The organism is Streptomyces sp. NPDC058145 (assembly GCF_042884245.1).
Lineage (GTDB): Bacteria > Actinomycetota > Actinomycetes > Streptomycetales > Streptomycetaceae > Streptomyces.
The window spans coordinates 386,521-403,880 of record NZ_JBHVUH010000007.1; the positions used below are offsets into that span (position 1 = coordinate 386,521).

Genomic DNA, 17,360 nt, shown 5'->3' on the forward strand with positions numbered 1-17,360 from the left:
CCGGCATGATCCGAACGACAGGCCCTAGGGCTGCTCGGTCACCTTGCCCGCGGCGACCTCGAGGCGCCGGGTGACGTGGATCGCGTTCAGCATGCGGCGGTCGTGGGTGACCAGCAGGAGGGTGCCCTCGTAGGCGTCGAGGGCCGACTCGAGCTGTTCGATGGCGGGCAGGTCGAGGTGGTTCGTCGGCTCGTCGAGGACGAGGAGGTTGACACCGCGGCCCTGGAGCAGCGCCAGGGCCGCGCGGGTGCGCTCGCCCGGGGAGAGGGTCGCGGCCGGGCGCAGCACATGGCCCGACTTCAGGCCGAACTTGGCGAGCAGGGTGCGGACCTCGGCCGGCTCGGTGTCGGGCACGGCCGCGCAGAAGGCGTCGAGCAGCGACTCGGAGCCGTGGAACAGCCGGCGGGCCTGGTCGACCTCGCCGACCAGGACGCCCGAGCCCAGGGCGGCGTGTCCGGAGTCCAGCGGGATCCGGCCCAGCAGCGCGCCGAGCAGGGTGGACTTGCCAGCGCCGTTGGCCCCGGTGACCGCCACCCGGTCCGCCCAGTCGATCTGGAGCGAGACGGGTCCGAAGGTGAAGCCGCCGCGCCGGACCTCGGCGTCGCGCAGGGTCGCCACGACCGCTCCGGACCGCGGGGCGGCCGCGATCTCCATCCGCAGCTCCCACTCCTTGCGCGGCTCCTCGACGACATCGAGGCGCTCGATCATGCGCTGGGTCTGCCGGGCCTTGGCGGCCTGCTTCTCGCTGGCCTCGCTGCGGAACTTGCGGCCGATCTTGTCGTTGTCGTTGCCGGCCTTGCGCCGGGCGTTCTTCACGCCCTTGTCCATCCACGAGCGCTGCATCTGCGCGCGGTCCTGGAGGGCGCCCCGCTTGTCGGCGTACTCCTCGTACTCCTCGCGGGCGTGCCGGCGGGCGACGTCGCGCTCCTCCAGGTAGGCCTCGTAGCCGCCGCCGAAGAGATTGATCCGCCCTTGGGCCAGGTCCAGTTCGAGGACCTTGGTGACGGTGCGGGCGAGGAACTCGCGGTCGTGGCTGACGACCACCGTGCCCGCGCGCAGGCCGGTGACGAAGCGTTCCAGGCGCTCCAGCCCGTCGAGGTCCAGGTCGTTGGTGGGCTCGTCCAGGAGGAAGACGTCGTAGCGGGAGAGGAGGAGGGAGGCGAGACCGGCGCGGGCCGCCTGGCCGCCGGACAGGGAGGTCATCGGCTGGTCCAGGTCGACGGCGAGGCCCAGCGAGTCGGCCACCTCCTCGGCGCGTTCCTCCAGGTCGGCACCACCGAGGCCGAGCCAGCGCTCCAGGCTCGCCGCATAGGCGTCGTCGGCGCCGGGTGCGCCGTCGACCAGCGCCTGGGTGGCCTCGTCCATCACCCGCTGTGCCTCGGCCACGCCGGTGCGGCGGGCCAGGAACCCCCGGACGGTCTCCCCCGGCCTGCGCTCCGGCTCCTGCGGCAGATGGCCGACGGTCGCGGTCGGCGGGGAGAGCCGCAGTTCGCCCTGCTCGGGCGGGATCAGGCCGGCGAGCAGGCGCAGCAGCGTGGACTTGCCGGCGCCGTTGACACCGACGAGACCGATCACGTCGCCCGGTGCGACGACAAGGTCGAGCCCGGCGAAGAGGGAGCGGTCGCCGTGTCCGGCGGCGAGGTTCTTGGCGACGAGGGTGGCAGTCATCAGAGCGCCGATCCTAATCTCCCGGGCACCCCGCGTTCAGCCCGGTTCCCCGCCGTGCGGGGGCGGCCCGCCGCTCACTTCCCCACCCGCCGCACCAGTACGCTCCCCGTGGTCCGGGCCACCACGAAGGACTCCCCCTTGACCGCCTCCGGGTCCAGCGGGACGCGGTGCAGGCCGGGCTCCAGGACGCCGTCGAAGACGTCCCGGGCGTGGGTACGGTGCAGCCGGTCGAGGCGGTAGGCGGTCACCCGGACCCGGCAGGCGGAGGTCACCTCGACGTCCGCCGTGCCGTCGGCGGCGGCCAGGCAGGTCAGTCGGCCCGGCAGCGGGCCGCGGTGCAGGGCCTGCTCGATCTGCGCGACGAGCAGCGGGACGACCGGGGCCAGGCCGTCCACCCGGGCGACCGCCACCCCGGCCCGCTCGAACGCGCCCATCACACAGGCTCGTTGGGCCTCGCTCACGGCACGGCCGAAGGCGACCGCGCCGTAGCCGCGCAGTTCCTCGGCGGGAACGCCGGTGGCGTCCTGGGTGATGTCGGCGCCGATGCCGATGGTGCGCAGCGCGGCGGCGAGCCGGGCGAGGACGGCGACGCGCGCGCCGATCAGCAGCACCCGGCGGCGGGCCGCGGACGGGCCGCCGGTGTCCGCGACGAGGGCGGCGAGCGTGGCCCGGTACTCGGGGCCGTGGAAACGGAACGGCCCTATGCCGTGGTACCCGTTGAGTTCCGGATCGGCGTGTTCACCGGTCTGCCAGGCGAAGTCGCGCCAGACGTAGTCCTCGCCGTCCCGCTCGATGACCGCGGTCACCGCGCCGCAGGCCAGGTCCGCGCATTCGGGGCAGCCGTAGATCACGAACCGGCCGCCGGGGAGCGGGGGTTCGGTCTCCCGCAGCAGGCCGCGCACCTGCTCGGTGAAGATGGCCGGGGGGACGTCGGAGGCGAGCGGGGAGACGGCGTCCAGGTCGGAGAGCCGGAACAGCAGGGGACGGCCGTCGACGACGAAGTCCACGAAGTCGCGGTGGACCTGGTAGCCGCCGTCGGCGAGGACACCGCCGGCGCGTGTCGCCGGTGCCAGGCCGAAGGTCGCGTATGCGGCAGACATGCTGTGAGTATTCCCACACCGGGACGGATGTGAGCGCTGCATGACATATTCGCTTAGCGTCTGGGTGTGAAGCGCGAGTCGAGTGACGAAGTGATCGTGGTGGGCGGCGGGATCGCCGGGCTGACGACCGCCGTGGTGCTGGCCGAGTCCGGGCGGCGGGTGCGGGTGTGGGCGCGCGAGCCCGCCGAACGCACGACCTCGGCGGTGGCCGGCGGGCTGTGGTGGCCGTACCGGATCGAGCCCGAGCCGCTGGTCGGTGCCTGGGCGCTGGATTCCCTCGCCGTGTACGGGGAACTGGCGGCCCGCCCCGGGGAGACGGGCGTACGCCTGGTCGAGGGCGTACATGAAGGGACGCGGCTGGACGAGCTGGGCGCGTGGGCGGGCCGGGTGCCCGGGCTGCGGGCGGTGCCCGGGGGGCTGGCGGCGCGGCTGCCGGTGATCGACATGCCGGTCCATCTGGCGTGGCTGCGGGAGCGGTTGGCGAAGGCGGGCGGCACGGTCGAGGAGCGGGAGGTGACCGACCTGGCGGCCGTGCCCGCCGGTGCCGTGGTCAACTGCACGGGCCTGGGCTCCCGTTCGCTGGTGCCGGACCCGGCGGTGCGCCCGGTGCGCGGGCAGCTCGTGGTGGTGGAGAACCCGGGGATCGCGACCTGGTACACCTCCGTCGACCACTCCTCCGCCGCCTCGGCCTACTTCATCCCGCAGCCCGGTGTGCTGCTCCTCGGCGGTACGGCGGAGGACGACGACTGGTCGCTGGAACCGGATCCCGCGACCGCCGGGGCGATCGTCGCGCGGTGCGCGGAGATCCGGCCGGAGATCGCCGGGGCGCGGGTCCTGGCGCACCGGGTGGGTCTGCGGCCCGCCCGGGACGCGGTACGCCTGGAACGGCGTTCGCTGCCGGACGGGCGGCCGCTGGTGCACAACTACGGACACGGCGGGGCCGGGATCACGGTGGCCTGGGGGTGCGCCCGTCAGGCGGCCGGGCTGGTGCTGAACCCGGCCGCCTGACGGGTCAGGGCGCGGGGATGTGCTCGGTCAGGTCCGGTGTGCCGACGCCGGTCAGCCGCCGGGGTGCGGGAGCGGCGGCCGTGCTGCCTGCGGTGGCATCGGCGAACGCCGCCGTGCCTCCGGTCAGCGGGAGCCGGGCCGACGTGCGGGACAGGTCCAGGGTGAGGGCCGGCCGGGTGGACGGCGGGTCGATGAGGTCCTTGTCCGTGCCGGCGATGATCAGTGCCAGACGGTGGCCCCGGGGGACGACGTGGTCGGTGGCGGCCAGGTCCAGGGTCATCGTGACGGCCTTGCCCGGGGTGAGCGGGACGCCCCTGCCGAGCGAGACGTGGTGGCCGAGGTCGGCCCAGCCCCGGCTGAACACCGTGTAGTCGGTCCGCACCGTCCTGGCCGCGGTCTTCTTGAAGCAGGCGCTGTCCCCGGGTGTGCTCTCGCCCCAGCAGGTGCGGTCGGTGAGCGTGGTGATGCCCTCGGCCGCGTCGGCGTAGTCGCGGACGGTGTCCGGGCCGAGGTCCACCAGGACGGCGGACAGATGGGCCGACGTGGTGGTCGGGGTGGCGGTGACCGTCACCCGGGAGGAGCCGGACAGGCGCAGGTCGCGGGTGAGCGGTGGGGTGAGGAAGCCGGCCTTCTCGGGGGTGGGGGTGGTGAGCCGGGCGGCCCAGTCGGTCTCGCTCAGCGCGGGGTCGTCGGTGAAGGTCTCGGTGCCGGTGGCCGGGCGCAGGCCGAGGGTGCCGACGCCCGCTCGTGCGCCGGGGGCCGGGCGCAGGGTGGTGGTCCGGGTGCCGTGCGGCGGCCAGGCACGGGAGGTGACCCACTGGTCGGGGTGGCGTTCGATGTCGGCCATCGGCTCGCGGTCGATGCCGTTGTCGTAGCCGAGGAGTTCGTGGTCGAACCAGCGGTGCAGGGTGTCGACCCAGGCGCCGCGCCGGTAGTCGAAGGGGTCGACGTGCCCGGTCTGGGAGAGCCAGATCTTGCGCTCGACGCCGTGCTTGGCCAGCGCGTCCCACCACTGACCGAAGTGCTTGGTGCGCACGTTGAGATCCTGCATGCCGTGCGCGAGGAACACGCTCGCGCGTACCCGGGCCGCGTCCTTCACGTAGTCGCGTTCGGTCCACAGCGGGGTCCAGTCGCCGTCGCGCGGGCTGCCGTCGGCGAGCTTCTTCCGGACGGCCGCGCAGTGGGCCTGGGCGGCGTCGCTCTCGACGTAGCCGGCCAGTTCGTCGGGGCCGCCGTCGTACAGCGGGGCGCCCTGGGCGAAGTAGTAGTCGTACCAGGAGGAGATGGCGCTGATCGGGACGATCGTCCTCAGGCCCCGTACGCCGGTGGCGGCGACGCCGTTGGCGATGGTGCCGTCCCAGCTCTTGCCGATCATTCCGGTTCTGCCGTTGGTCCAGCCGGCCCTGACGGTCGTGGAGCCGGTGCGGGTCGTGTAGGCCCTGGCACGGCCGTTGAGCCAGTCGATCACGGCCTTGGCGGACTGGATGTCGGAGCGGCCGCCGACGTCGACGCAGCCGTCCGAGCGGTTGGTGCCGGTCAGGTCGACGCCGACGAAGGCGTAGCCCCTGGGCACGAAGTAGTTGTCGTAGAACAGCGGCATCTGGACGACGCGGCCCTGCGCGTCGTACGTCTTGAGCTGGCTCTCGTTGCCGCGTCCGCAGCAGGAGTAGTACGGGCTGGCATCCATGATGACCGGCACCTTGCGGCCCTGGCGGGCCGGTTCGGAGGGCCGGACGATGTCGGCGGCCACCCGGTCGGTCCGTCCGTCACCGTCCGCGTCGAGGCCGGTGTCCACCCAGACGGCCTCGCGGACGGCGTGTGCGTAGGAGTAGACGGGCCGGCTCTCGCGTGGCGCGGCGTCGGCACCGGACGGGGTGAGGAAGGCGGCCGTCAGGGCTGCGACGGCCGCGGTCGCGAGCGTTCTCCAGATCGTGAAGCGCGTGCGTGTCGGCATGCGCGGACGGTACCCCCGTCAACTCCCGTACAGAAGAGGGCTTTACGGCAGCCGGGTGGCGTATGACGGCCGAATGGCGATCGTGTGACGGCAGGGGCCATGGACAGGCCGGGGGCCACAGCGACTGAATAGGCTCCGAACAGACTTCCTGTCCCGAAGACTTGGAGCTGACGTGCACCGCAGAATCATCGCGCCGGGCGCACTGGCGGCGGCCTCCCTCCTGCTGGCGATCCCGGCATCGGCCGCGAGCCACACCCCGGGCGCGCCGGGCATCGGCGACCCCTACTACCCGAACTACGGCAACGGCGGCTACGACGTCTCGCACTACGACCTGCGGCTGCGGTACCAGCCGGGGACGGACGAGTTGCGGGGCACCGCGACCATCCTGGCGCGGACCACCCAGGACCTGTCCAGCTTCGACCTGGACTTCCTGCTGGACGTGAGCGAGGTACGGGTCAACGGCAGCAGGGCGGCCTTCGCCAGGTCGGGCGAGCACGAACTCGTCGTCACCCCGGGCAGACCACTGGCGAAGGGCACACCGGTCACCGTCGTGGTCCGCTACAGCGGGGTGCCGTCGGCGAAGAGCGCCTACGGCTTCACCACCTGGCACCGCACGCCGGACGGCGCGGTGGCCGCCGACGAGCCCGAGGCCGCCTGGTGGTGGTTTCCGAGCAACGACCACCCCAGCGACAAGGCCACCTACGACGTGTCGGTGTCCGTGCCGGACGGCACGCAGGCCATCTCCAACGGCACGCTGCAGTCGACCGTCTCGAAGCTGGGCCGGACCAGCTACAACTGGCGGCAGGACAAGCCGCAGGCGACCTATCTGGCCACGCTCGCCCTGGGGAGGTTCGACATCACCACCGGCACCTCCGACGGCGGGGTGCCGGTCCTCAACGCCTACAGCGAGGACCTCGGCGACAACGACGGTGCCGCCCGGGCGAGTGTGGAGCGCACCGGGGAGCTCGTGGACTGGCTGAGCGGTTACTTCGGGCCGTACCCGTTCGCCTCGGCCGGCGGATACGTGCCCAACACCACCACCGGGTACGCGCTGGAGACGCAGACCCGGGTCTACTACAGCCCGAAGCAGTTCGCGAACGGCTCCAACACCTCGGTGGTCGTGCACGAGCTGGCCCACCAGTGGTACGGGGACGACGTGTCGCTGAAGGGCTGGAAGGACATCTGGGTCAACGAGGGCTTCGCGCGCTACGCCCAGTGGCTGTGGTCCGAGCACGAGGGCGAGGGCACCACGCGGGAACTCGCCGACTACGTGTACGCCTCCCATCCGGCCGACGACGCGTTCTGGACGGTCGCGCCCGGTGACCCGGGCCCGGACCACCAGTTCGACGCCGCCGTCTACGACCGGGGCGCGCTCGCCATCCAGGCGCTGCGCGAGGAGATCGGGGACGACGCGTTCTTCGCCGTTCTGAAGGGTTGGCCGAAGGAGCACGCGTACGGCAACGCGTCGGTGGCCGACTTCCAGAAGTACGCCGAGCGGGTGTCGGGCAGGCCGCTGGCCGCGCTGTTCGACACCTGGCTGTTCCAGCCGTCGAAGCCGGCCGCGCCCGCGGCCCGCGCGGCGTCGCTCGCGGGGGCGGGAGCGGACGTCGCGCGGCCTCGGTCGTGGAAGCGGATCGAGGCGACGAACGACGTGCACGGGCACTGACGCCCGAACGGCTCACACCGTGGTGGCGGCCATCCGCTCGACGAGGGCGTCGCGGCCCATCGGCTCGGCGCGGGTGGCCGGGACCGTGCAGGCGTGGGCGCCGGCGACCGCCCCGTACCGGGCGCACCGCACGGCCGGCTCGCCGGCGAGCCGGCCATAGAGGAACGCGGCGGCGAAGGCGTCGCCCGCGCCGTTGGAGTCGACCACCGGCGCGGGCGGGGCCACCGCCGGTATCCGGGTCAGCTCGCCGTCTGCCAGCAGATACGCGCCCTCGGCCCCGGCGGTGGCGACGACGACCTCGGCCCGGCCCCGCTCGGCGATGCGCCGTACGGTCCGCTCGGGGTCGGACAGCGCGGCCGCGGAGAGGAAGACGACGTCCGCCGCGAGCGCGAACGGCTCGTGGTAGGGGTTCTCGCCGTCCCAGTCGTGCAGGTCGGTGGAGAGCGGCACGCCCGTCTCGGCCAGCACGGGCAGGGCCTGGGCGCAGGGCTGGGTGATGGTCACGTGGACGTGCCGGCTCGCCGCGGCGAGCGCGCGGAGCGTGTCCTCCGGGAAGCGGTCGTCGGGGTGGGCGCGGCTGGTGTCGTACAGGGACAGCCGCCGGCCGTCCGGGCCCACGAGGTTGACCGCCCGCTTGGTCCCGGCGGGGCCCGGGAGCGCGGTGAGCCCGATGCCCCGCTCCCGGTGCAGGGCGCGCACGAGGTCGCCCTCCGGGTCGTCGCCGATCAGGTCCAGGTGGTGGGTGCGCAGCCCCAGCGCGTCCAGCCCCAGGGCGACGAAGTCGCCGGTCTGCCCGGCACGGGTACGGATGCCGGAGTCGATCCCGTAACTGTCGGCGTACGGCAGGGGCAGCTCCGGGACGTACACGATCGTGTCCACCCCGGCCCCACCCAGCACGAGCACATCGATCGCTTCGCTCTGCGAGGTCATCCCCCACCCTCCCCGTACACCGTCACCGCGATCCCGCGCCGCACCAGCCGCTCGGTCACGAGCGGCTCGGCACGGGACCACTTGCCTCCCGCCGGACCGCAGCCTATGCGGGGCATGTGCCCGGACGCACCGAGTTCGATCACTTGGTTGCCGAGGCGGTGGAGTGCGGGAGCGCTCCGCTGAATCGAAAGGGCGGCGATTCGCCGTAGGCCCTCGGGTCGGTGGGCACCACGAGACCGGGTGTGGCCGGTCGCGCAGTTCCCCGCGCCCCTCCAGGGGGCGGTCGTGACCGTGCGCCTCACATCCCGGACCCGCGGGCTCCGTGGGGACCACTGTCAGGAGTGGCCCCCACTTCACCACTACGTCAGCCGGGACAGTTCCTGGTCCGTGTTCTGGGACACGCGGCGGCGGACGCCGAACCAGCCGGCGATCAGGAGGACGGCGATCAGGGGGATGAGCAGGAGGGTCTTGCGGCCGACCTCGGGGTCGTTCCACATCATGCCGAGGCAGGCCAGCAGGAAGACGATCGTGGCGATCTCGGCGACCGGGCTGAACCTGAGCTGGAAGTGCGGCCGGGTCACCAGGCCCGCGCGGGCGCGGCGGACGAAGACCAGGTGGCAGACCATGATGATCACCCAGGTGCTGATGATTCCGAGGGAGGCGACGTTCAGCACGATCTCGAAGGCCTGGCTGGGCACCAGGTAGTTCAGGCCGACGCCGAGCACGCAGACCGCGCAGGTCAGCAGGATGCCGCCGTAGGGCACCTGGCTGCGGTTCATGCGGGCCGTGAACTTCGGCGCCGAACCGGCCGTGGCCATCGAGCGCAGGATGCGGCCGGTGGAGTACAGGCCGGAGTTGAGCGAGGACATGGCGGCGGTCAGCACGACGAGGTTCATCACGTCGCCGGCCGCCGGGATGCCGATCTTCGACAGCACCGTGACGAACGGGCTCTGGTCGGCGGAGTACACCGAGCCGGGCAGCAGCAGGGCGAGCAGCACGACCGAGCCGACGTAGAACAGGCCCACGCGCCACATGATCGAGTTCACCGCGCGCGGGACGACCTTCTCCGGCTCGGCGGTCTCGCCGGCGGCGACGCCGACCAGCTCGAGGGCCGCGTACGCGAAGATCACGCCCTGCATGACCAGGACGACCGGCATCATGCCCTGCGGCAGGAGGCCGCCGTGGTCGGTGATGACACTCAGGCCCGGCTTCTCGCCACCGACCTCGTGCTGGGTGGCGAGCAGGAAGATGCCGACGAACATGAAGCCGACCAGGGTCGCGACCTTGATGATCGCGAACCAGAACTCCATCTCGCCGAAGATCTTCACCGAGATCAGGTTCACCGCCAGCACCACCGCGAGGGCGATCAGCGCCAGCACCCACTGCGGGATGGCCGTGAACAGGCTCCAGTAGTGCGTGTACAGCGCGATCGCGGTGATGTCGGCGATGCCGGTGGTCGACCAGTTCAGGAAGTACATCCAGCCGGCGACGTAGGCGCCCTTCTCCCCGAGGAACTCGCGCGCGTAGCTCACGAAGGACCCGGAGGACGGGCGGTACAGGACCAGCTCGCCGAGGGCCCGTACGACGAAGAAGGCGAAGACGCCGCAGACCAGATAGGCGAGGGCGAGTGCCGGGCCCGCGGTGTGCAGGCGGCCGCCGGCGCCCAGGAAGAGGCCGGTGCCGATGGCACCGCCGATGGCGATCATGTTGACGTGGCGGGCCTTGAGGTCCTTGCTGTAGCCGGCGTCGCCCGCGTCCGCGGGGGTCCGGTCCACCGGGGGGCGGGCGGTGGCCTGTGCCGATTCCACGGCGTCCTTGCTCACGGGTGGTTCCACTTCCTGGTGCGCCCGGGCCTCGTGGGCCCGGGGTTCGTGCAGGTCATGGCCCGCACCACCCTGGTGTGTCGCGGTACAGACCAAGGCAGCAGCTTCCCAGGGAGATCACCATGTATGCGATGGTCCATGTCACACCGGGGCACTTCTCACATGGTCGACACATGTTTCACACCATTGGTGAGACAGCGATACTGCTGCACATGACGACGGACGCCACGACCGGGGGCGGGGAGCCGGCCCTCACCATCGACGAGCTGGCCGCGCGGGCGGGCGTCACGGTCCGCACCGTCCGCTTCTACGGCAGCAGGGGGCTGCTCCCGCCGCCGGAGATCGGCCCGAGGCGGGTGGGGCACTACGGCCCCGGGCACGTGGCGCGGCTGGCCCTGATCGAGGAGCTCCAGCAGCAGGGCATGACCCTGGCGGCGATCGAGCGGTATCTGCGGCAGCTGCCGCCGGACCTCAGCCCGCACGACCTGGCCATCCACCGCGCGGTGGTCGCGTCCTGGGCGCCGGACGCGCCGGAGTCGGTGTCGCGGCGGGAGCTCGAGCGGCGGGCGGGACGGCCGCTCACGTCCGGGGACATCGAGCGGCTGGCCGCGATGGACGTCGTCCGTCAGGAGGACGAGGACACCTTCCGCGTCGACGCCGGGCTGTTCCGGCTCGGCCTGCGGCTGCTGGACGTGCCGCTGTCGCAGGAGGCGATCCTCGCGGCGCGCAAGGTGCTCGTCGAGCACTCGCGCGCCGCGGCCCGTGAGCTGGCCCAGCTCTTCCGCGGCGAGGTGGCGGAGCGTGACGCCCGGGACGTGCAGTCCCTGTCGGCGCACATGCACCCGCTGGTGGTGCAGGCGCTGCTGTCCACGTTCCAGCGCTCGCTGCGGGAAGAGCTGAGCGAGTGGCTCACCGGGTCATGAGCGGGAGTCGCCGAACCGCTCCCCCTTCTCGGCCTTGGCCACCAGCAGCGCGGGCGGGGTGAACCGCTCGCCGTAGCGCTCGGCGAGCTCACGCGCGCGTGCCACGAATCCGGGCAGGCCGCCCTCGTAGCCGTTGATGTACTGGAGCACACCGCCGGTCCAGCCCGGGAAGCCGATGCCGAGGATCGAGCCGATGTTGGCGTCGGCGACCGACGTCAGCACGCCCTCCTCCAGGAGCCGTACGGTGTCGAGCGCCTCGGCGAAGAGCATCCGCTCCTGCATGTCCCGGAACGGGATCTCGTGTCCGGCCTCGCCGAAGTGCTCGCGCAGGCCCGGCCAGAGCCCGGCCCGACTGCCGTCCTCCGTGTAGTCGTAGAAGCCGGCGCCGCCGCTGCGCCCGGTGCGGCCGAACTCGTCGACCAGGCGGTCGATGACCGCCTCCGCCGGGTGCGCGGTCCAGGTGCCGCCGGCCTCCTCCACGGCCCGCCTGGACTCGTGGCGAATCTTGCGCGGGAGGGTGAGGGTCAGCTCGTCCATGAGGGAGAGCACCTTGGCCGGGTAGCCGGCCTGGGCGGCGGCCTGCTCCACGGATGCGGGCTCGACGCCCTCGCCGACCATGGCGACGCCCTCGTTGATGAAGTGGCCGATCACCCGGGAGGTGAAGAAGCCACGCGAGTCGTTGACGACGATCGGCGTCTTGTTGATCTGCCGGACCAGGTCGAAGGCGCGGGCGAGGGCCTCGTCGCCGGTGCGCTCGCCCTTGATGATCTCGACCAGCGGCATCTTGTCGACGGGCGAGAAGAAGTGCAGCCCGATGAAGTCGCTCTGGCGCTCCACGCCCTCGGCCAGTGCGGTGATGGGCAGGGTGGAGGTGTTGGAGCACAGCAGCGCGTCGGGCGCGACGACGGACTCGATCTCCTGGAAGACCTTGTGCTTGAGCGAGGTGTCCTCGAAGACGGCCTCGATGACCGCGTCGCAGCCCGCGAGGTCGGCCGCCTCGGCGGTCGGCGTGATCCGGGCGAGCAGCGCGTCGGCCTTCTGCCGGCTGGTGCGGCCCCTGGCGACGGCCTTGGCGCACAGCTTCTCCGAGTAGCCCTTGCCCTTGACGGCCGCCTCAAGGGAGACGTCCCTCAGGACGACCTCGATGCCCGCGCGGGCACAGGAGTAGGCGATGCCGGCGCCCATCATCCCGGCGCCGAGGACGGCGACCTTGCGGACCGTGCGGGGCTCGACGCCCTTCGGGCGGTTTGCACCGGAGTTGACGGCCTGGAGGTCGAAGAAGAACGCCTGGATCATGTTCTTCGAGGTCTGCCCGGCGGCCAGCTCCACGAAGTAGCGGGCCTCGATGACCTGGGCGGTCTCGAAGTCGACCTGGGAGCCCTCGACGGCCGCGGCCAGGATGTTGCGCGGGGCCGGGTAGGGGGCGCCGTTCGTCTGCTTGCGCAGGGTGGCCGGGAAGGCGGGCAGGTTGGCGGCGAACTTCGGGTTGGCGGGCGTACCGCCGGGGATCCGGTAGCCGGGCGTGTCCCAGGGCTGCCGCGACTCGGGGTTGGCGTCGATGAAGGCGCGGGCCTTGGCGAGCAGTTCCTCGGGGGTGGCGGCGACCTCGTGGACCAGGCCGTTCTCCTGGGCGCGGCGCGCGTTGTACTGCTGCCCCTGGAGGAGCACCTTCAGCAGCGCGTCGGCGATGCCCAGCAGCCGTACGGTGCGCACGACGCCGCCTCCGCCGGGGAGCAGGCCGAGGGTGACCTCGGGGCAGCCGATCCTGGTGCCGGAGGTGTCGAGGGCGACGCGGTGGTGGCAGGCGAGGGCGAGTTCGTAGCCGCCGCCGAGGGCCGCGCCGTTGATGGCGGCGACCACCGGCTTGCCGAGGGTCTCGATGCGGCGCAGGTTCCGCTTGATGACGAGGCCGCCGTCGAAGAGTTCCTGGGCGGTCTCCGGGGTGACCCGGATCAGGTCGCGCAGGTCGCCGCCGGCGAAGAAGGTCTTCTTGGCGGAGGTGAGGATGACGCCGCGGATGGAGTCCTTCTCGGCCTCCAGCCGGTCGGTGATCGCGGCGAGGGAGTCGCGGAACGCCTGGTTCATGGTGTTCGCGGACTGGTCGGGGTCGTCGAGGACGAGGGTGACGACACCGGTGTCGTCCTGCTCCCAGCGGATGGTGGTGCTCTCGGTCATGACAGTCGTCTCCGTTGAGGTCTCGTGGTTCCGCGGGGAGTTCAGACGCGCTCGACGATGGTGGCGATGCCCATGCCACCGCCCACGCACAGGGTGGCCAGTCCGTAGCGCTTGTCCTGGCGCTCGAGTTCGTCGATGAGCGAGCCGAGGATCATGGCGCCGGTCGCGCCGAGCGGGTGGCCGAGGGCGATGGCGCCGCCGTTGACGTTGACCTTGTCCAGGGACAGGCCCATGTCCCTCACGAAGCGCAGCACGACCGCCGCGAACGCCTCGTTGATCTCGACCAGGTCGATGTCGTCGATGGTCAGCCCGGCCTTGGCGAGCGCCTTGCGGGCGGCGGGGGCGGGACCGGTGAGCATGATGGTCGGCTCGGAGCCGGAGACGGCGGCGGAGACGATCCGCGCGCGCGGGGTGAGGCCGTGCCGCTCGCCCACCTCCTGGGAGCCGATCGCGACCAGGGAGGCTCCGTCGACGATGCCGGAGGAGTTGCCCGCGTGGTGGACGTGGTCGATCTTCTCCACCCAGTGGTACTTCTGCAGGGCGACCGCGTCGAAACCGCCCAGATCGCCGATGTCCGCGAACGACGGCTTGAGCCCGGCGAGCGAGTCGGCGGTGGTGCCGGGGCGCATGTGCTCGTCGTGGTCGAGGACGACCAGGCCGCTGCGGTCCTTGACGGGAACGACGGAGCGGTCGAAACGGCCCTCCTTCCAGGCGGTGGCGGCGCGCTCCTGGGACAGCGCGGCGTACTCGTCGACGTCCCGGCGGGAGAAGCCCTCGATGGTGGCGATGAGGTCGGCGCCGATGCCCTGCGGCACGAAGTTGACGGACAGGTTGGTCATCGGGTCGTTGAACCAGGCGCCGCCGTCCGAGGCCATCGGCACACGGGACATGGACTCCACGCCGCCGGCGAGGACCAGGTCCTCCCAGCCCGAGCGGATCTTGGCCGCGGCCAGGTTGATGGCCTCGAGGCCGGAGGCACAGAAGCGGTTCTCCTGGAGGCCCGCGACGCTGTCCGGCAGCCCGGCGGCGATCGCGGCGATCCTCGCGATGTCGGAGCCCTGGTCGCCGACGGGTCCGACGACGCCGAGCACGATGTCGTCGATCGCGGCCGGGTCGAGGCCCGGGAAGCGGTCGCGGATCTCGTGGATGAGGCCGACGACCAGGTCGATGGGCTTCGTGCCGTGCAGGGCGCCGTTCGCCTTGCCGCGGCCGCGCGGGGTGCGGATCGCGTCGTACACGTACGCTTCGGTGCTCACTGATGTGCCTTTCGGGAGGGTGGGCCGAGCGGGACTCGGTCGCCGAGGGCGGGGTGGGTCGTCGGGTGGCCCGGTGGCCGGGGTCAGTCGCCGTCCGGGACGAGGTCGTCGTTCACGGAGTCAGGTATGCCCCAGTCCCGCGCCACCGTCCCGGTGTCGGCGCCGGGCAGGGCGGGGCCGGTGCGGACCGTGGTGGGGGTCGCGGAGAAGCGGGGGGCGGGGGCCGGCTGGGTGATGCCGCCGTGGTCGGTGAAGGTGCCGCGGGCGGCCAGGTGCGGGTGGTGCGGGGCCTCGCGCAGGGACAGCACCGGGGCCACGCAGGCGTCCGAGCCCTCGAAGAGGGCCGTCCACTCGTCCCGGGTGCGGGATTTGAAGCGGGCGGCGACCTGTTCGCGCAGTTCGCCCCAGCGGCTCCAGTCGTCGCGGGCCTCGGCCAGGTGGTCCAGGCCGAGCAGGTGCAGGAACTCCGCGTAGAACCGCGTCTCCAGGGCGCCCACCGCCATGTGGGCGCCGTCGGCGGTCTCGTAGGTGCCGTAGTACGGGCAGCCGCCGTCCAGGAGGTTGGCGCCGCGCCGGTCCTGCCAGCCGCCGGCGGACAGCATGCCGTGGATCATCGCCGACAGGTGCGCGGTGCCGTCCACGATGGCGGCGTCCACGACCTGACCGGTGCCGGTGGCGCGCGCGTGGTGCAGGGCGGCCAGGACGCCGACGACCAGGTAGAGGGAGCCGCCCGCGTAGTCGCCGAGCAGGTTGGCGGGGACGGCAGGGGGCTCGTCGGGGCGGCCGATCATGCCGAGGGTGCCGGTGAGGGCGATGTACGTCACGTCGTGTCCGGCGCGGTCGGCGAGGGGGCCGTCCTGGCCCCAGCCGGTCATGCGGCCGTAGACCAGCCGGGGGTTGCGGGCGTGGCAGGCGGCGGGGCCGACGCCGAGCCGCTCGGCGACCCCGGGGCGGTAGCCCTCGATGAGGATGTCTGCGCGCTCGGCGAGGTCGAGCACGCGCGCGGCGCCGTCCGGTGCCTTGAGGTCGACGACGACCGAGCGCTTGTTGCGGTTGGTCACGTCGTGCGCGGGGTCGATCCCGAGGCCCGGGCCGCCCGGGCGATCCACCCGGACCACGTCGGCGCCCAGGTCGGCGAGGAGCATGGCGGCGAACGGGCCCGGCCCGATGCCGGCCAGTTCGACCACGCGCACACCCGAGAGCGGACCGTGGCCCGGCGTCCCTGCCGTCGTCATGCCGTCCTGCCCCCAAGTCCATGTGACACAACTGATGTAACACCGAGGATGCTAAGAACACGTTCCACTCGGCACAAGACCTGAACGAGCAAGCGCTTAGCCAAGTGCCCACCGCCGTCATTTCCGGGCTGGTCGTCCGGCTCCGCACCACTCACGCTAGCCTCAGCCACCAACAGCGGCGCGGGCTGCGAAGGCAAGGGGTGACATGAGCAGGCTAAAGAGGACGGATCGTCCCTACGACCTGGTGCTTTTCGGGGCCACCGGCTTCGTCGGCACGCTCACCGCGGAGTACCTCGCGGCACATGCCCCCGGGAATCTGCGCTGGGCGGTCGCGGGTCGCGACGAACTCGCGCTGGAGCGGCTGCGGGCGCGACTGCCCGGCGGTTCCGGCATCGGGACGCTCCGCGCGGACGTACGGGATCCGGCCACTCTGCGCGCCCTGGCCGAGCACGCGCGCGTGGTGGCCACGACCGTGGGCCCGTACCTGGAGTACGGCGAGGAACTGGTGGCCGCCTGCGCGGACGCCGGGACCGACTATCTCGACCTCACCGGCGAGCCCGAGTTCGTCGACCTGATGTACGTCCGGCACGACGCACGCGCGCGGGAGACCGGCGCCCGTCTGGTGCACGCCTGCGGTTTCGACTCCGTACCGCACGACCTGGGCGTGCACTTCACGGTCCAACAGCTGCCGGAGGGTGTGCCGCTGACCGTGGACGGGTTCGTGACGGCCGACGCGACCTTCTCCGGCGGCACGCTGGCCTCCGCGCTGAACCAGTTCGCGCGCGCCGGGCAGATGGCGGCCGCGGCCCGGGAACGCCGGCGGCACGAGCCGCGGCTGCTGGGGCGCCGGGTGTCGGCACCGGCGGGCGCGCCGCGGTTCGCCGGGGAGGTGGGCGCCTGGGCGCTGCCGCTGCCGACCATCGACCCGCAGATCGTGCGCCGCTCGGCGAAGGCGCTGGAGCGGTACGGCCCCGACTTCCGTTACCGGCACTACGCGGCGGTCCGGCACCTGCCGGTGGCCGCGGGCGGGGCAGCCGCCGTCGGCGCGGTCGCGGCGGCCGCCCAGTTGCCGGCCGCCCGGCGCTGGCTCTCGGACCGGCTCAGGCCCGGCGACGGGCCGAGCGCCGAGAAGCGCGCGCGGAGCTGGTTCCGGGTCCGTTTCGTCGGCGAGGGCGGCGGGCGGCGCGTGTTCACCGAGGTCTCGGGCGGCGACCCGGGCTACGACGAGACGGCGAAGATGTTCGCCGAGTCGGCGCTCTGCCTGGCTTTCGACGACCTCCCGCCGACGGCCGGACAGGTCACCACCGCGGTGGCGATGGGCGGCGCGCTCACCGAACGACTGCGCGGGGCGGGCATCCGCTTCCGCGTCGCGGCGAGCCGCTGACCGGCCCTGGTGCTGCGACCGGAAGGGTTCACCGGCTCACGACACCCGGCACGGCACTAGAGGGGCCACTGCACCAAGGTGTAGATCATCCCGCAGATCCAGCCGAGCCCGGCGAGCACGGCGAGCACGAGAGCGGCGTTCACGACCCGCTCGACGGGCCGGTTCGGATCGGCAAGCGGCTTGTGGGCACGATGCGTCGTCATGCGCCCACCCTGCCGATCACCGCGAACCCCGCACA

13 protein-coding genes and 1 pseudogene are annotated in these 17,360 nt (G+C 72.5%); 4 read left to right on the forward strand and 10 right to left on the reverse strand.

Annotated elements, in window-relative coordinates:
* Positions 1-24: 24 nt before the first annotated feature.
* Complete coding sequence (locus tag ACFVVO_RS18625) at positions 25-1,668, reverse strand: ABC-F family ATP-binding cassette domain-containing protein (protein WP_390056156.1); 1,644 nt, start codon at positions 1,666-1,668, stop codon at positions 25-27.
* Between the two features lie 74 nt (positions 1,669-1,742).
* Positions 1,743-2,768 (reverse strand): oxidoreductase, encoded by a 1,026-nt coding sequence (locus ACFVVO_RS18630; RefSeq protein WP_390056157.1) that lies wholly within the window; start codon positions 2,766-2,768, stop codon positions 1,743-1,745.
* Between the two features lie 90 nt (positions 2,769-2,858).
* Here ACFVVO_RS18630 and ACFVVO_RS18635 point away from each other — a divergent pair, with 90 nt between their 5' ends.
* Complete coding sequence (locus tag ACFVVO_RS18635; protein ID WP_390056270.1) at positions 2,859-3,776, forward strand: FAD-dependent oxidoreductase; 918 nt, start codon at positions 2,859-2,861, stop codon at positions 3,774-3,776.
* Positions 3,777-3,780: 4 nt separating this feature from the next.
* Here ACFVVO_RS18635 and ACFVVO_RS18640 read toward each other — a convergent pair whose 3' ends face one another.
* Positions 3,781-5,730: a Xaa-Pro dipeptidyl-peptidase gene (locus ACFVVO_RS18640; RefSeq protein WP_390056159.1), complete on the reverse strand. Its 1,950-nt coding sequence runs from the start codon at positions 5,728-5,730 to the stop codon at positions 3,781-3,783.
* Positions 5,731-5,902: 172 nt separating this feature from the next.
* On the opposite strand from ACFVVO_RS18640, the gene ACFVVO_RS18645 reads away from it, so the two are divergent.
* Positions 5,903-7,396: a M1 family metallopeptidase gene (locus tag ACFVVO_RS18645; RefSeq protein WP_390056161.1), complete on the forward strand. Its 1,494-nt coding sequence runs from the start codon at positions 5,903-5,905 to the stop codon at positions 7,394-7,396.
* A gap of 12 nt (positions 7,397-7,408) precedes the next feature.
* Here ACFVVO_RS18645 and ACFVVO_RS18650 read toward each other — a convergent pair whose 3' ends face one another.
* The 3 genes and pseudogenes from ACFVVO_RS18650 to ACFVVO_RS18660 form a co-directional block, all read right to left on the reverse strand.
* Positions 7,409-8,326: a PfkB family carbohydrate kinase gene (locus ACFVVO_RS18650; RefSeq protein WP_390056162.1), complete on the reverse strand. Its 918-nt coding sequence runs from the start codon at positions 8,324-8,326 to the stop codon at positions 7,409-7,411.
* Positions 8,323-8,466, reverse strand: a pseudogene (locus tag ACFVVO_RS18655) (Appr-1-p processing protein); the annotation flags it as partial. The gene ACFVVO_RS18650 and the pseudogene ACFVVO_RS18655, both read right to left, overlap by 4 nt.
* Positions 8,467-8,685: 219 nt before the next feature.
* On the reverse strand, positions 8,686-10,149 hold the full coding sequence (locus ACFVVO_RS18660; protein ID WP_390056164.1) for an amino acid permease: 1,464 nt from the start codon (positions 10,147-10,149) through the stop codon (positions 8,686-8,688).
* 212 nt (positions 10,150-10,361) lie between these two features.
* Here ACFVVO_RS18660 and ACFVVO_RS18665 point away from each other — a divergent pair, with 212 nt between their 5' ends.
* Positions 10,362-11,072, forward strand: coding sequence for a MerR family transcriptional regulator (locus ACFVVO_RS18665; RefSeq protein ID WP_390056165.1), 711 nt, complete (start codon positions 10,362-10,364; stop codon positions 11,070-11,072).
* Here ACFVVO_RS18665 and ACFVVO_RS18670 read toward each other — a convergent pair.
* From ACFVVO_RS18670 to ACFVVO_RS18680, 3 genes are all read right to left on the reverse strand, one after another.
* Complete coding sequence (locus tag ACFVVO_RS18670) at positions 11,067-13,247, reverse strand: 3-hydroxyacyl-CoA dehydrogenase NAD-binding domain-containing protein (RefSeq protein WP_390056166.1); 2,181 nt, start codon at positions 13,245-13,247, stop codon at positions 11,067-11,069. The genes ACFVVO_RS18665 and ACFVVO_RS18670 overlap by 6 nt on opposite strands.
* A 41-nt stretch (positions 13,248-13,288) precedes the next feature.
* Positions 13,289-14,503 (reverse strand): acetyl-CoA C-acetyltransferase, encoded by a 1,215-nt coding sequence (locus ACFVVO_RS18675; protein WP_390056167.1) that lies wholly within the window; start codon positions 14,501-14,503, stop codon positions 13,289-13,291.
* An 83-nt stretch (positions 14,504-14,586) separates the two neighbouring features.
* On the reverse strand, positions 14,587-15,738 hold the full coding sequence (locus tag ACFVVO_RS18680; RefSeq protein ID WP_390056168.1) for a CaiB/BaiF CoA transferase family protein: 1,152 nt from the start codon (positions 15,736-15,738) through the stop codon (positions 14,587-14,589).
* 205 nt (positions 15,739-15,943) lie between these two features.
* Here ACFVVO_RS18680 and ACFVVO_RS18685 point away from each other — a divergent pair, with 205 nt between their 5' ends.
* Complete coding sequence (locus tag ACFVVO_RS18685) at positions 15,944-17,122, forward strand: saccharopine dehydrogenase family protein (protein ID WP_390056170.1); 1,179 nt, start codon at positions 15,944-15,946, stop codon at positions 17,120-17,122.
* A 56-nt stretch (positions 17,123-17,178) separates the two neighbouring features.
* Here the strand turns inward: ACFVVO_RS18685 and mmpA are convergent, their stop codons facing one another.
* On the reverse strand, positions 17,179-17,325 hold the full coding sequence (gene mmpA / locus ACFVVO_RS18690) for a morphogenic membrane protein MmpA (protein ID WP_390056171.1): 147 nt from the start codon (positions 17,323-17,325) through the stop codon (positions 17,179-17,181).
* Between the last annotated feature and the right edge of the window lie 35 nt (positions 17,326-17,360).

What these genes read in the sequence shown, in the direction of transcription:
- ACFVVO_RS18685 (WP_390056170.1), top strand. Translation starts at nt 15,944, where the DNA reads ATGAGCAGGCTAAAGAGGACGGATCGTCCCTACGACCTGGTGCTTTTC.
- ACFVVO_RS18650 (WP_390056162.1), bottom strand. Translation starts at nt 8,326, where the DNA reads ATGACCTCGCAGAGCGAAGCGATCGATGTGCTCGTGCTGGGTGGGGCC.
- ACFVVO_RS18665 (WP_390056165.1), top strand. Translation starts at nt 10,362, where the DNA reads ATGACGACGGACGCCACGACCGGGGGCGGGGAGCCGGCCCTCACCATC.
- ACFVVO_RS18670 (WP_390056166.1), bottom strand. Translation starts at nt 13,247, where the DNA reads ATGACCGAGAGCACCACCATCCGCTGGGAGCAGGACGACACCGGTGTC.
- mmpA (WP_390056171.1), bottom strand. Translation starts at nt 17,325, where the DNA reads ATGACGACGCATCGTGCCCACAAGCCGCTTGCCGATCCGAACCGGCCC.
- ACFVVO_RS18630 (WP_390056157.1), bottom strand. Translation starts at nt 2,768, where the DNA reads ATGTCTGCCGCATACGCGACCTTCGGCCTGGCACCGGCGACACGCGCC.
- ACFVVO_RS18640 (WP_390056159.1), bottom strand. Translation starts at nt 5,730, where the DNA reads ATGCCGACACGCACGCGCTTCACGATCTGGAGAACGCTCGCGACCGCG.
- ACFVVO_RS18625 (WP_390056156.1), bottom strand. Translation starts at nt 1,668, where the DNA reads ATGACTGCCACCCTCGTCGCCAAGAACCTCGCCGCCGGACACGGCGAC.
- ACFVVO_RS18680 (WP_390056168.1), bottom strand. Translation starts at nt 15,738, where the DNA reads ATGACGACGGCAGGGACGCCGGGCCACGGTCCGCTCTCGGGTGTGCGC.